7 protein-coding genes and 1 pseudogene are annotated in these 14,956 nt (G+C 57.9%); 4 read left to right on the top strand and 4 right to left on the bottom strand.

What is annotated here, in order from left to right; translation table 11 throughout:
• Nucleotides 1-779 precede the first annotated feature (779 nt).
• From AC1DK3_RS09065 to AC1DK3_RS09055, 3 genes are read left to right on the top strand one after another with little or no spacing between them, the layout of a single operon-like run.
• Nucleotides 780-1,733 carry a class I mannose-6-phosphate isomerase gene (locus tag AC1DK3_RS09065; RefSeq protein WP_477191895.1) on the top strand — a complete coding sequence of 318 codons (954 nt, stop codon included), beginning with the start codon at nucleotides 780-782 and terminating at the stop codon, nucleotides 1,731-1,733.
• Nucleotides 1,733-4,156, top strand: a complete 2,424-nt coding sequence (locus tag AC1DK3_RS09060) for a glycosyltransferase family 4 protein (protein WP_477191894.1) — start codon at nucleotides 1,733-1,735, stop codon at nucleotides 4,154-4,156. The genes AC1DK3_RS09065 and AC1DK3_RS09060 overlap by 1 nt, the downstream gene beginning before the upstream one ends.
• Entirely contained in the window at nucleotides 4,065-5,366 is a 1,302-nt protein-coding gene (locus AC1DK3_RS09055) for a glycoside hydrolase family 130 protein (RefSeq protein WP_477191893.1), read from the top strand. The genes AC1DK3_RS09060 and AC1DK3_RS09055 overlap by 92 nt, the downstream gene beginning before the upstream one ends.
• Before the next feature lie 625 nt (nucleotides 5,367-5,991).
• Here AC1DK3_RS09055 and AC1DK3_RS09050 read toward each other — a convergent pair.
• Complete coding sequence (locus AC1DK3_RS09050) at nucleotides 5,992-10,395, bottom strand: chemotaxis protein CheB (RefSeq protein ID WP_477191892.1); 4,404 nt, start codon at nucleotides 10,393-10,395, stop codon at nucleotides 5,992-5,994.
• A gap of 441 nt (nucleotides 10,396-10,836) precedes the next feature.
• Here AC1DK3_RS09050 and AC1DK3_RS09045 point away from each other — a divergent pair, with 441 nt between their 5' ends.
• Nucleotides 10,837-11,202, top strand: a complete 366-nt coding sequence (locus AC1DK3_RS09045; RefSeq protein WP_477191891.1) for a response regulator — start codon at nucleotides 10,837-10,839, stop codon at nucleotides 11,200-11,202.
• Between the two features lie 1,312 nt (nucleotides 11,203-12,514).
• On the opposite strand, the pseudogene groL reads toward AC1DK3_RS09045, so the two are convergent.
• The 3 genes and pseudogenes from groL to AC1DK3_RS09030 all read right to left on the bottom strand — a co-directional run.
• Nucleotides 12,515-13,943 (bottom strand): annotated as a pseudogene (gene groL / locus AC1DK3_RS09040) (chaperonin GroEL); the annotation flags it as partial.
• Between the two features lie 71 nt (nucleotides 13,944-14,014).
• Nucleotides 14,015-14,194, bottom strand: coding sequence for a hypothetical protein (locus AC1DK3_RS09035; protein WP_477191890.1), 180 nt, complete (start codon nucleotides 14,192-14,194; stop codon nucleotides 14,015-14,017).
• A gap of 469 nt (nucleotides 14,195-14,663) precedes the next feature.
• On the bottom strand, nucleotides 14,664-14,909 hold the full coding sequence (locus AC1DK3_RS09030; RefSeq protein ID WP_477192928.1) for a hypothetical protein: 246 nt from the start codon (nucleotides 14,907-14,909) through the stop codon (nucleotides 14,664-14,666).
• Nucleotides 14,910-14,956 lie beyond the last annotated feature (47 nt).

Genomic DNA, 14,956 nt, shown 5'->3' with positions numbered 1-14,956 from the left:
GTCGCGCGCATACTTGTGAGAGGACCTTTTCGATAGAGAAACGCTTTCTCTGCCGTTCGCCGACTTTACGCGGCCGCCGCGCCTCGGTCGCCGCGTACATCTGCAAGGTAATCGCTGATATCGTCTTCGAAGCGTGATTCAATGCTTTCGGACAGGCTCTGAAACAGCACCCACCTTTTGCATCTAGGTGGATGATGCGATCGAGATGGCTGAGAAGATCGACATCTAGCCGCCTTACTCGGGCAGAGTACGGGGGGCTCCCCCTAACCAGGACCGCGTCAGAAGCGTTTGCGATCGTCCGACGGGTCAGGCAGACCACTCGAAAGCGGTCATAGTTGCGACTGGCTCGGGCGAGGACAGTTCAGCACAGCCAACAGTCGGCTTTTGGGATCGACCGCCGATCGGCCAGCAGCTGTTCGCATTCTGTCGCGATGGTCTGAAAGCCGCCGTCAGTCTATTGGCGCTCTGGGCCATAAGGGGAAATGAGTCCCTCTTTACGTCCTTACGACGGCATGGAAATCGGGAAGAAAGAAGGGGCCTCAAGCGGGAGCCTCGGCGAACGTGACGTCGTCAGGAGCGGGCGGATGACGAGCGTCACCTCCTTTACAGATTATGAATTCTGCCGCCTCAGGGCCGGAAACTACAGCGCAGCGGCTTCGGTGCCGATCTCTGAGTAGTTTCCGAAGATACCGGCTAAAGCGACCACCAGCTAGGTTGGCTACCGCACCGCTACATTGGTGCCATCAATCCAGTTGCGATGTTCTCAATAGGTAAGCGCCTTGACGATCGAGTTTGCGCAAAGAGTGCCGGTGCCGCGGCCGTGGGGCGTTGTCGGCGGAACGTTTCCGATCACGACCGGTGACAACGGTGCCGCCATTGGCGAGATCAGGTATGAACGCCCTGGCAAACCGGCATCAGACCCCTCATTACTGCTCAAAGTGCTGCTCACCAGCCAGCCGCTCTCCATCCAGGTCCACCCCGACGACGCCTACGCGCAGTCGATTGGACTGCCGAGCGGCAAGACCGAAGCATGGTATGTCGTGAGCGCGGCCCCGGGAGCCAAGGTTGCGCTCGGTCTCAACCGGCTAATGACACCGGAGTATTTTCGTGAATCGGTCGAAGATGGCTCGATCTCAACGATAGTCGCGTGGCGGGCGGTCTCGACGGGTGACGTCGTGTCTGTGCCTGCCGGCACCATTCACGCGATCGGCGCTGACCTCATTATTGCAGAGATCCAACAACGCAGCGATACCACGTACCGCATTTTCGATTATGGCCGTAGGCGCGAGCTGCATATCGAAAGCGCGATCGCGGTTGCCAATACAGGACCGGTAGTCCTCCAAGCGCAACCGATCCCACTCACGGATGAACGGACGCTCCTTGTCTCCAACTCTCACTTTGTCTTCGAGAAGATTCGCTTGGCGCCAGGCACAAAGTGGTGGCTCGAAGCCGCACGGGAGACTTGGCTTCTCGTCCTGAGCGGCGGGGCGAGCATCGGATCATTTGATGTTGCCACCGGTGACGCCATTTTTGCTCAATCGGACCGTGTCAACGTCCACGTGGGACCCGAGGGCTTTGTCGCTCTATTGGCCTACTCCGGCGGTCCGCTCCCCCACGTCCTGCAGCGCATCGCGCAGCCCGGCCCGACGGCTTTCGCCGAGATAATGCAGAAGCCGTCTTCATTCATCGCCGCAACGACCGGCCATAACGACGAACGCAAGGAAAGCATCTGATGAAGTCACTCCGACGCGTCGCTTTCATCGGCAATTATCTTCCGCGACGCTGCGGCATTGCAACCTTCACGCACGATCTACATAGCGCGGTAACGAACGCCCGACCGGACCTCGAAACCCCCGTGGTTGCCATGACCGATCCCGGGGGCACCTACGAATTTCCGCAAGCCGTCCGATTCCAAATTCGCGACGATATGATGGTCGACTATGTTGGCGCGGCAGAATTCCTGAATAGAGCAGAAATCGAAGTCGTCTCACTTCAACACGAGTACGGCATTTTCGGCGGCGATGCCGGTGGCAATATTACCGGACTCCTTTCCCGTCTCGAGATGCCGATCGTCACCACGCTTCACACCGTTCTCGCCCTACCGACGCCCGCTCAGCGCGACGTTCTGAATCGCGTCATCGACGCTTCCGCGAAAATCATCGTTATGGCGGAAAAAGGCGGTGAAATGCTTCGTGCCGTCCACGGCGTTCCATCCGGCAAGATAGATGTCATACCGCACGGGATACCCGATGCCCCATTCCTTGATACGCATCACTCCAAAACGAAACTGGGTTTTGCAGGCAAGACCGTTATCCTGACGTTCGGTCTTCTGTCGCCAAGCAAGGGCATTGAGACAATGCTTGATGCTATGCCGGGCATCATCAATTCCTGCCCTAGCGCCGTTTACGTGATTTTGGGCGCAACCCACCCCAATCTTGTCCGCGATCATGGTGAGGCTTATCGCCAGGGCCTTATGGCGCGCGCTCGCGAACTCGGCATCGAAGATCACGTCGTGTTCTTCAACCAGTTCGTCGAGCAAAGCACCCTGCTCGAATTCATTTCGATGTGCGACGTCTACGTGACCCCCTATCTCAATGAAGCTCAGATGACATCGGGCACGCTCGCTTACAGTTTCGGGCTTGGAAAAGCGGTCGTGTCGACGCCTTATTGGCACGCCGAGGAGCTGCTCGGTGATGGGCGGGGGGTTCTGGTTCCTTTCGGAGATGCCAACGCTATGGGTGCGGAGATTTCCGGGCTTCTGACTAATGACGTCCGCCGGTACGCGATGCGCAAGCGGGCTTATGCCGCAAGCCGATCGATGACGTGGGCTGAGACGGCCAAGCGCTACAATTCGAACTTCGATGCTGCGCGCGGCTACCCGCCTGCAACCGTGCTCACCCCAAATCGGATGACGACCGATCCCGCGCAGCACGCAATACCGGACGTCAAGATCGGCCATTTCTTATCGCTTTGCGATAGTACTGGAATGCTCCAGCACGCCGTCCATTCGGTGGCGGATCGCGCTCACGGCTATTGCGTCGACGACAACGCCCGCGCTTTGCTGCTCTCGAACGCGCTTGTGCGCGCCGGCGACGCGAAGCTACCCGTACTGCTTACGGCGCGCTTTGCGGCCTTCATCCAACACGCGTGGAACCCGGACAAATGTCGGTTCCGAAACTTCATGAGTTTCGACCGTCGGTGGCTGGAAGATATGGGCTCGGAGGATAGCCACGGGCGCACGCTTTGGGCGTTGGGTGAATGCGCTCGGAACGACATAGATCTACTTCGAAAAAAATGGGCGACCGTGCTCTTCAGAACTGCTCTTCCGGTTGTTGAAGGCTTCTCATCACCCCGAGCCTGGGCCTTCTCACTCCTAGGGCTCGACGCTTACTGCGCCGCGGTGGTCGGCGACATCTCCGCCGAACGCATGCGCCGGCAACTAGCTGATCGGCTGACTTCCATGCTGGCAGCGGCAACGAACGAGCCCGATGGATGGCCCTGGTTCGAAAGCGTACTCGCTTACGACAACGCGCGCCTTCCTCAGGCATTGATCCAAACCGGCTCAGCGACCCAGACGTCGTCCTACGTTGAAGCCGGCCTGCGGTCCCTCCGTTGGCTTATGGCTATTCAAAAATCCCCCTCGGGCTACTTCAGGCCAGTCGGATCCGATAGTTTCGGGCGGGTGCGCCAAATGCCTGAAGCGTTTGATCAGCAGCCCGTCGAAGCCGCCGCGTCTGTTTCTGCTTGCATTGCGGCGGCACGCGTCGATGGCAGCAGTGAATGGCCCATAGATGCGATGCGAGCGTTCAATTGGTTCCTAGGAGAGAACGACCTGCAGACATCCCTGATTGATCCCAATACGGGCGGATGCTCCGACGGTCTGCACCCAGATCGAGCCAACGAGAACAAGGGCGCGGAGTCCGCGCTGTCGTATCTTCTTGCGCTTGCCGAGATTAGGGAGTTCAACCGCATCGCTATGATGGACCGGCTGAGACCCACACCCAAATTGGTTTCCTCCCCCGTAAGTCGCCCAACGCCATCGCGAACGAGTCCAGGGGGCCATATTGTCACAATCACAATTCCTGAACCGCCAGATCTTGCATCTCCGTCCCGACCCGGCGCGAGTCGTCGTCCGACCGTTCAAGCCGGCGACTGAACCAAGGGATTTAAACCCTACCGATAAGACCCGGGCCAACCATATCGTCGATAGAGTGCTTCGACTGGAGGCCGAGGTTGCCGCGAGACAGCTGACAGAGGTTCTCGAAAACTTCGAAGGTCGCCACAAAAATCTACTTGAGATCTTCGAAGCGCGCGCCGCAGAGATGGAAGAGGCGTTGACCCCGCACGCCGTATTGAACAGGACGCAGCGTTGCCTGATCGGGGCCTATTTTCTCCATGAGTATTCCTTTGAAGCGTCAGCCCTATTCAATCCGAGCATCGTGCGGCACCCCGATCAGTCCGGTGCTCCGGAAGGCGGCTGTCGATTTATCCTGAGCCTCCGTGCCGTCGGCGAGGGGCATATTTCATCGCTGACCTTCCGATCAGGAAGTATTGGCGTTGACGGCAGCGTCACCGTGGATCCAACCGCGCGCCTCGCATGTGTTCCGAGAGTCGACCGTCGCACGTCAGGACCCAGCGGCGACAGTGTGGAAGTCATTTTTCGCGCAGAGGATGACCTCAGCGAGCGTGTTATATTTCCGATTACCGATGCTCAGTCGAATGGCATTGAGGATGCCCGCTTCGTCGAGTTCGACGATCAAGGACAAACCACGTTTTACGCGACCTACACGGCTTATAGTGGCAGGGCGATCCGCTCCGAATTGCTTGAAACGAAAAATTTCCAAAGGTTTCGCATGACGCCGCTTGCCGGTTCGGCGGCGCGCAACAAAGGCATGGCTTTATTCCCGCGAAAAATAGATGGCCGCTACGCGATGATTGCGAGGCAGGACAACGAGAACCTGTATCTCATCTATTCAGACGACCTTTACACGTGGGAGGGGGGTGATCCGATCCTTAAACCGGAGCATCCTTGGGAATTCGTGCAGATCGGCAGTTGCGGATCGCCGATCGAGCTTGATGACTGTTGGCTTCTTCTCACACACGGCGTGGGGCCCGTCCGGAAGTATTCGATCGGGGCAGTTCTCCTCGACAAGAAAGATCCTTCCAAAGTCCTCGCCCGTTCGCGTGAACCTCTTGTGCACCCGGAGCCGGCGGAGCGTGAAGGCTATGTGCCCAACGTCGTCTACACATGTGGCGCCATGCGTAGCGGTGATCAGATCGTGTTGCCTTATGCGATCTCGGATACTTTCTCCAATTTCGCGACGATAAAGATCGACGATCTAAGAAAGGCGATATTGGGGGAATAGGAGCCAAGTTGGGCCCACGAAATGTCCAAACTCAAAGGACCATGGAGGGATTCGCGTAGCTATGACGATATGGGCTGAAAGATACTTTCCCGGCGGTCTCTGGAGCACGGAGGTGGAAGCAGGATTTCTTCGGCTTTGGCAAAGTCTAGGCTCGCCGGCCGACATGATGCTTGTCAGCGTCGTGAATGACCGCCTCGTCCCGAGGCTAATTGCCAGTCTGCCTTCGAAGGACGCGCTGAATGCTCTCAATGGCTTTCAGTTAATGTCCAGAGATCAACTGCCAAAGAGGGCGTCCCTACTGGCCGGGGACCCACGGCAATTCGAAGCCGTGTTCGAGTATGACGTTATCGGACAGTAGAGCCCAAAGCAAAGCGCTAGAGCTAGCCCCCAAAAGCAGTTTTGCGGCTAAAACGCTAGTCGCCAGCAGGTCTGGCTTCGTCGTCCCCGATTGCACGATCTGCATCAGTTCGGAGAATCGTTGCTATCCCGCAAGCTGAGCAAGGCCGCACCCACACAGGAGCAGGAGTTAGCCGATCGGCCGCCGCCGCTTGTGCGGGATCCGACAAAACCCGCTACGCTGCGTGAGCGAAAGCCGATCACTTTCGCTAGCAGCCGACCGGCATTGTTAGGCGACGGACCGCGCCGTCCTCGCTGCCGCAAGCGCCAAGCGCGCTAATGCCGGCAGCGACTTCGCGCCCGTTCGCGTCATGATCTCCGCCCGATGGTTCTCGACGGTGCGCTGACTGATGCCGAGATCCGCTGCGATGTTCTTGCTGGGATGACCTGCGAGTACGAGATCCATAATCTGGCGTTGCCGCGGTGTAAGGCCCGCGATGTGGCTTGCTGCGGACTCCTGCCAAGCGACCAGTTTGTTTGAATTCCTTGATTGCTCGAGCGCGCGTTCGATGCTGTCCAACAGATCACCGCGGCCGATCGGCTTCTCAATGAAATCGGAAGCGCCCGCTTTCATGGCTTGAACCGCGATCTGCACGTCGCTATCGCCCGTCATCATGATTGCCGGGAGTTGTTGGCCCGCTTGATGAAGCCGCGATAGCAATTCCAGTCCGCTCATCCCGGGCAGGTAAGCGTCCACCAGGAGGCACGCTTCGCCACCTGCACGATAGGACTTGAGAAACGCTTCACAAGTTGCAAAATCCTCGACCACCCGTCCTTCGTCTTCGAGCACGCTGCGAATGGCATCTCGGACGTTTCCGTCATCATCGACTACAAAAATTACTGGCGCCAACGCGCTGCTAGCCGCTGTGTCAGCATTCCGTGCAAGCGCGAGTGTGTGGGGACGCGACGCCGGTAGGAGACGCTGAATGACGTTGGTCAATTCTTGCACATTCACAGGCTTATTCAATTGCACGCAGTTGGCGCGGGCGATATCGCGCATGGTCTCGGTCGAAATGTCCCCGGTGAGAATGATGACCGGTGTTTCGAGATCGAATTTTTTGCGCAGTGCGGCTGCCACCTGAAGCCCATTGAGGCCATTCGGGAGATTGAAGTCGGTAAGGATGAGGTCGGGCCGGATCGCCGCCTGCTCCAGCATTGCTTGCGCGGTGACGCCGTCTGGCGCCGATACCGCGCGATGGCCTTCGCCCTCTAATAGAAGTTCGAAGAGTTGGCGTAGTTCCGGATCGTCCTCGACGACGAGGATATCGCTGATGCTGTGGGCGGCGTCCGCAATTTCATGCGCAGTTTCCGGCCGCTGGGAGGACAGCGGCACTTGGCCTCCGATCCGTCGCATATCGATGTCGACAGTGAAGACCGATCCCTTGCCGGGCACGGAGCGCACACTAACCTGATGGCCAAGCAAGCGCCCCAACCGCTGCACGATGGAGAGACCGAGGCCCAGGCCGCGGCTGCGCTCGCGCGCGGCGTTGTCGAGCTGATGGAACTCGCCGAATATCGCTTGGTAGTCCTTCTCGGGAATTCCGATCCCTGTGTCCCAGACCTCAATCGTCAGCCGGTCTTTGTGCCGGCGGCAGCCAAGCAGCACCTTGCCGCTTCCGGTGTACTTCAAAGCGTTGCCTAGGAGATTGCGGACCATCTGCTCGAGGAGGCGCGGATCGCTGTCTATCGGCACTGCACACGAGACAACGCGAAATTCAATTTTTCCGGCCTTCGCATGATAGGTGAATTCATCCCTCAGTCGGTTCAGAAGATCGTTGATTGGAAATCTGACGACTTCGCCACGAACGACGCCAGCCTCGATCTGATTGATGTCGAGTAGCGCATTTAGCATGCCCGACATGGCAGCCAAGGTCTCTTCGATCCGTCCAACAAGTTTCTGCGCTTTCTCGCCTTCGACGATCTTGACCAATAGACCCTGGATCAGCGCGAGAGATTGGAGCGGCTGACGCAATTCGTGGCTTGCCACGGCCAGAAACCGTGACTTTGCAAGATTGGCCGATTCAGCTTGCTGCTTTGCTGCTTCCAGCGCTTTCGACGTTTCTTTGCGGTCGGTCACGTTTGCAAAAGTGATGACGACACCTTCGATACCATTGTCCTGGGTGCGGTACGGCAGAACCCGTCTGCCAAACCAATCGCCATTGTTGGCTTCGATTTCCCGCTCGACGGGCATGAGAGTTTGCAGGACCGCTTGTGCGTCCGCCAGAAGGAAGCGATCGGAAGCGAGCGAACTAAGGTCGGCGAGCGGCCGGCCAATGTCGCCAGGAATGACATTGAACAGGGACTTCGTCGCCGGGGTAAAAAAGCGGATGTTGAGTTGGGTATCGAGAAAAAGGGTCGCGACATCGGTGCTGTACAAAATATTCTGCAAATCATTGGATGTCGTACGTTGCCGCTCCAGCGTCTCCTGCAGCTGACTGTTAAGGGCGGTCAGTTCCTCGTTCAGTGACTGCAATTCCTCTTTGGACGTCAGCAGCTCTTCATTGGTCGACTGAAATTCTTCATTGACGGAAAGCGCCTCCTCGTTGATCGCCTTCTGCTCTTCGCCTGAAATCTCGAGGTTGTGAATCGCGCCTTCAAGTTCCGTTCGCGTCGCCTCGAGTTCCTCCTCAAGCTCCTTGACCCGCGATACGTCTTCGGGGGGTAATCGTCGGCTTTCTTTGCTTTTCTGCAGTGGCTGATCGATGAAGCAAATCAGCAGCAAGTCTTCGCCATCGCTCAATGTTGGCTGCACTGCAATGCTGAAAGGCTGCGCATCATCATTTCCGCCGATGCGGCCTCCGGGGACAACGATGCGTGCATTTTCTTGAATGGCTCGTTGAATGGCCGAGCGTAGCTTCGTGCGCATGCCTTCGCGGGCCATGGTGAGCAGATCGTGCATCGGGCGCCCCGATGCCACTTTCAGGTAGCGGTCAGTCGGCCCGAGATAATAGAGGCACTCGTACTTGCGATTGATCAGGACCGCGGCAGGGGTATATGTTTCCATGACCAACTGCTTACAAAGGGCGGCCAAGGCGGCTTCGTGCGAGGGTGCAGGATCCGGAGCCGATCGCGAGGGCACTCGTGCGGTGCCTCCAATAATCCCCGAAAATCCGAAATCTCCCTGACGGGTTCGACCGGCGTGCCGATAAAGCCGAGCCGCCTTCGAGACCACCGCGAAGCGGCCATCGGCTTTTCCGACTGTCTCGGAGCTACCCAGAAGAAGCAGCCCGCCCTCGCTCAGCGCGAAATGGAAAGCCGAGATAGCCTTTGCCTGGGCCTCTGTCTGCAAATAGATGAGCAGATTGCGGCAGGACACAAAATCAATGCGCGAGAACGGCGGATCGGCCAGCACATCCTGCACGGTGAAGACCACCGTCGCTCGTAGCGCCGGCAATACCCGGTAGCTGTGATCCTCTTTTGAAAAAAAGCGAGCGAGTCGTTCCGGCGATACGTCAGCCTGAATGGACTCGGGATAAAGGCCCTCGCGGGCGCTCGCAACCGCATCAGGATCGACGTCGGACGCAAAAACCTGGAGTTTGATATTTCGATGCGATGCCGCGATGCCTTCAAGGAAGAGCATGGCAAGGGAGTACGTTTCTTCTCCGGTGCTGCTGCCGGCGATCCAGACGCGCAGCGGCTGATCGACGGGATGGCCTCGGATCAATTCTGGTATCGTTGTGTCAGCTATTAACTTGAAGACCTCCGAGTCGCGAAAAAAGCTCGTTACATTGATCAGTAGGTCCTTGGCCAGGAGTTCGAGCTCGTTTGTATCGCCTAGCAGAGTTTCGAGATACTTCTTCATACCACTGGGCTCGATCGAGGACATCGCCATGCGCCGCTCGATCCGGCGCTGCAGCGTCCCTCTCTTGTACAGCGTGAAATCGTGATCAGTTTTCGCGCGCAGTAGATCGATGATTTCGGATAGACAGTCAGGTTCGGCGTCCCTCGACGCGGTGTCGCCCTCTGCCTGTGCAATCGAGATCTGTTCGGCGTGACTGAACAAGGCGCCAGCGATCTCCGCGACCGGCAGGATGAAATCGACCACCCCCGTTAGGATCGCGTTGCGTGGCATGCCATCATAGCCGGCTTCGTCCGGGTTCTGGGCAATCACCAACCCGCCGTTTTCTTTGACGGCCTTGAGCCCAAGGCTACCGTCAGCCCCTGTCCCGGAAAGAATAACGCAGACAGCAAGTGCACCAAAATCATTGGCCATTGAATGAAGAAGAAAGTCGAAGGGCAACCGCGCACCGTGCCGTGCCTGCGGTTGCGATACATGCAACACTCCCTCGCCGACAGAGAGATAAGTGCCGGGAGCAATAACATAGAGATGATCGCGCTCGATCGGCATTCCCTCTGTTGCTTGCCGGACCGTCATGGACGTGGACCCCGACAACAAGTCGACCATCATGCTTTCGTGTGTCGGATCGAGATGCTGAACGAGGATAAAGGCCATTCCGTCGGTGGCGGGAAGCGCGCCGACAAGCTTCCTGCAGGCATCGAGACCGCCGGCAGACGCGCCTATGCCGACAACAGGAAAATCGAAAAAGCCAGAGGGTGGACCGCGCGCCGCAACTGCACCGGTGCTCGTCGGCGCACCGGTTGCTTTGATTTGACGGGGTCGATCGATCGGCATGGCGCAAATGTCCTCGAGAGGCTTGCCCCCCGACAAGTCGCCTGACCGCATAGTATCACGGCCTGCTCTTCGCAGAATGTTAATCAGCGCGCGAAATACGCATTATCGCGTCACGCCATCGCTCGCGCCGTCATAGCACCGACGCCTAAGTAGTTTCCGCCCCTCATCGCGGCAGACTTTTTTCCGATAAGGTTGCTGCCTTCGAGGCTCGCGCGAAGTCCATGGTCACGCACAAGGACCAACAATGACAAGAATAATGCATCTTAAGACACAACATCGAGACCGCAGTTCGGCGCCTATGAAGCCGGTCACCATGCAGAACGTACTCGCGATCAGGACGCCTCCGGACGCTCCGATGACCACGACGCGCCAGGGAGAATCAGAACTACTCGATCGCATTCGGACTTGGATCAATGAAGGTGGTGGGGGAGGTGACGTACAATGAGACCGCTCCGGGTGCTTCTCGTCGAGGACGAAGTGATGATCGCGATGCTGTTTGCGGAGGTACTGGAGGATATGGGCCACAATGTCTGTGCTATGGAGAGTACCGAGGCCGATGCCGTCGCCGCGGCGGCGAAATTCAATCCAGACTTGATCATCGCCGATGCCAAGCTGCGGAACGGCAGCGGAGTTACGGCCATCGCGACAATACTTCTTAAGGGGCACGTGCCGCACATGTTCGTCAGCGGCGATGTTTCAGGCGTCCGCGCTGCAAGGCCCGATGCCATTGTGATTCAGAAGCCGTTTTTTGCCTCCGATTTGGCTCGGGCGGTGGAACTCGCGATGGACGCCCAAGCGGCGGCCTGAGCGGACTATCGAGAATACTATGATGGGTGCGAACCTGGCTAGCCAGCCCTCAGGCGGTGCTATTTGTTTCTATTGGGTCTGACGAGACGGCCCACGAGCGACACTTTGGACGAGAGTGCCGGCATCGACAATAATCACCACCAGCGGCCTCGCCCGTAAAAKCCGCCGCCGCCGAAAACAACCAGAAGGATAAGGATGATGAGTAGGGTATTGGTATCCACCGAAATCTCCTTGGCAGCACCAAGTCGCACAGCAGTGCCACTCCTAGTTGCTGCGCCGGGTAAGCATCGACAGATGAAAAATGTTCCGTAAACAAAGCGAAGGAAGCGAGCGTTGCTTACTCGGCCTAGACCGCTAGCCGACAATCGATCTCGATAGGTATTTTCCGATTCTATTTTGCTCTAGGAGCATCGCAACATTTCTGCATGAGGGATCCCTTAACTGCGCATCCTCCCAAACGCCGATGGTTCAGTAGGCATGACGTTACGTTCATCCCGGACTATCGGCGCATGGCGTCGGGCATGCATGGCTTCGACAGGCGCATGTGGCGCGATTCCTTCCGGGATGCCAACGTAGCTCGAGGCATTCGGCGTTCGCACCGAGAGCTCGGTACATTGTTATCGGCGTGATGCCCGGTGGGCTCGGGAGCGGTTGATCGGGCAACGGGACATCTTCTGGTTCTGATTCTGGATATGACGGCTCCTCATCGGGATTGAAGGATGGGTCGAGTGGATCGTTGGGATTTGGTGGTCGGCCAAAGTCGGCAAGCGTTCTCATTTTTCCACTCTGTCCAGTTTCCAATGGCAACGCGAGACCAAGCCAGGACCAATCGGTGCCGCGTGTCTTGGGTATCCAAAAAAGGGGGCTCGCTACTGGGGTTATGCATCGCCCCGCGATACGATCGACGGGACAGGGATCTCTGGAAGTCGCGCACATACGTGCACGTAACGTCCGCGCGGGCCAGCTTCGGAATCTACTTAGCGGCTGTCGGGCTAGTAAAATTGACCAACATCTTCACCAGATAATGCGCATCGACCCGGTTTCCATCGCGGGCAACTATTAGCGTGCGGCCCACGTACCCACCCATGAGCGGCCAATAGGGCCGCTGCAGATCCCGACGGTTAAATCCGGGTTTCGAACAACAAGAGGAAACAGATGAGGAAGTAGGTAGGCGCGCTCGGCGCTGCGTTGTCTTTCGCAGTGTTGGTCCCGGCTGTGGATGCCAGGTGCGGAGGTAGCTGCTCGAAATTCAAAGAGCCCTTCGCCGAAAAACCGATCCTGACGAGCCGGCGTTCGGATTACCAAGGGCTCGTGCGCAGCGCACGACCTTCGCGGGATCAATAACGCCTTGAGCGACAAGATCGCCATAGGCCCCAGACTGAGCGTTGAAGCCGAAGGCATACGAAGCATTATCGAGGATCTTGCCGACGATCACCGAGCCGTCCTCGCCAGCATTGGTGAAGATCTGACGCGCCGGAGCCTGCAGCGCTTTGCGCACGATCGATACACCGGTCTTCTGATCCTGGTTCGAAGAGTTGATGCCATCAAGTGCCTGAATAGCCCTGAGCAACGCTACACCTCCGCCCGACACGATGCCTTCCTCGACCGCTGCACGGGTCGCGTGAAGCGCGTCGTCGACGCGATCCTTGCGTTCCTTGACCTCAACCTCGCTACCGCCGCCGACCTTGATGACTGCGACGCCGCCGGCAAGCTAAACGCTCCTGCAGCTTCTCCTTGTCGTAGTCCGATGACGTATCTTCGATCTGCGCCCTGATTTGATTTACGCGTGTCTCGCTATCCGGCTTCTTGCCGGCACCATCGATGATCGTGGTGTCTTCCTTGTCGATCGTGATCTTCTTGGCTCGGCCAAGCATATCAAGCGTCACGTTCTCGAGCTTGATGCCGAGATCCTCTGAAACCACACTGCCGCCGGTGACGACCGCGATGTCCTCTAGCATGGCTTTGCGCCTGTCACCGAAACCAGGGGCCTTGACGGCAGCAACCTTGAGGCCGCCGCGCAGCTTGTTGACGACAAGGGTCGCAAGCGCCTCGCCTTCGACGTCCTCGGCTATAATCAGGAGCGGCTTGCTGGCCCGCACGACCGCTTCAAGCAGCGCCAGCAGCGCTTGCAAGCTGCCGAGCTTCTTCTCGTGGATGAGGATGTACGGGTCCTCAAGCTCGACCGTCATTTTTTCAGCGTTGGTAATAAAATAGGGCGAGAGATAGCCGCGATCGAACTGCATGCCTTCGACCACGTCGAGCTCGGTTTCGAGGCTCTTGCTCTCTTCGACCGTGATGACGCCTTCGTTGCCGACGCGTTTCATAGCCTCTGCGATCTTGGCGCCGATTTCTTTATCGCCATTCGAGGAGATCGTGCCGACCTGGGCAATCTCTTCGTTCGACGTGACCTTTTTGGCCTTTACCTTCAGCTCTTCTACGACAGCCGCAACCGCCTGGTCGATACCACGCCGCAGGTCCATCGGATTGGCGCCGGCCGCGACGGACTTTGCGCCTTCTCTGATGATCGCTTGAGCAAGCACAGTAGCGGTGGTTGTGCCGTCACCGGCGATGTCGGAGGTCTTCGACGCGACCTCCTTGAGCATCTGCGCGCCCATATTCTCGAACTTGTCCGTGAGCTCGATTTCCTTGGCGACCGTCACACCGTCCTTGGTGATGCGGGGCGCGCCAAAGGACTTCTCAAGCACGACATTACGGCCCAGCGTGTCAGCGGACGGCGACATCTGTAGTTCTACTTTGCCATCTGGAGCAGGCCACCGCAGGTCACGAGGGGTAACGATAACGGCGCAGGCGCTCAGGCGACCAGCGCCGCGTAATCGGGGATGGCTTCTTCTTCGATCTCGAAAGAGTAGGGCAGGCCAGCGCAGCACTTCTTGGCGGCGCACTCGGCATCACCATGCGAGCTGAAGCTATCGAGGATGTACGCCTTGTCCCCGCTCACGTCGCACCAGACCTGAATCCGATATCGCGTCATATCAAATGTCCCCCGTAAGAGCTGCGAAGCAGCAACCTCACCTTCGGACTCTTCGGATGAATTGATGATGAATGGCGTCGACGCGCGGAACCTGAGCAAATATCCGTGACAACCCTCTTCGGAGCAACGCCCCGGCACACCCGTTTCCGGCCTCTGTGAAGGACAATGGCTGTGGGGCAAGCACATGGGTCCGGTCAATGTTTCGAGGGCGGACATCCTAATGTTCGCGACAGCATAATCGCTGGATGTCTGCTAGTGGGATCGACCGTCGATCGACCTTCGGCCGTTCGCATTCTGTCGCGATGATCCTGATTGCGCTCAGGGCCAGAAGCAGAAGCTGACTGCGCCGACGATAGATGTCCGTTCAGCTCTCAAGAGCGGATATTAAGTGCTGAGAAATCGGACGCAGAGAGTGGATCGAGAAATAGAAGCGGCGTGACTTCGATCCAATGCTAGGCGAATTCCGGGGCTACGCGGATGCGTTAAGCAGAGGTGCCTCAGAAGGGTTGGAGACTTCCACTCCACTGGCGCCTTTGGGCTCCTTGATACGGAACAACGCGACGTAGAGAGCGGGCAGGAATAGAAGTGTCAACACGGTGTCGACGATGATGCCGCCCATCATGGCGAACGCCACAACGGGCTGTTCCAATTCATAGCGGAGGGGCGCGACCGCCGCGAGCGGGACAGGCTGCCCGTGCCTTGTCCTGCTGCACATCGACCTTGATCACACGGGCCGGCTCATTCCAGTCGTAGGTGACATCG

The sequence above is a fragment of the Hyphomicrobium sp. 01T421 genome (assembly GCF_056398805.1).
The sequence above is the reverse complement of the archived record's forward strand: the minus strand, read 5'-3'. Positions and strand labels throughout refer to the sequence as shown.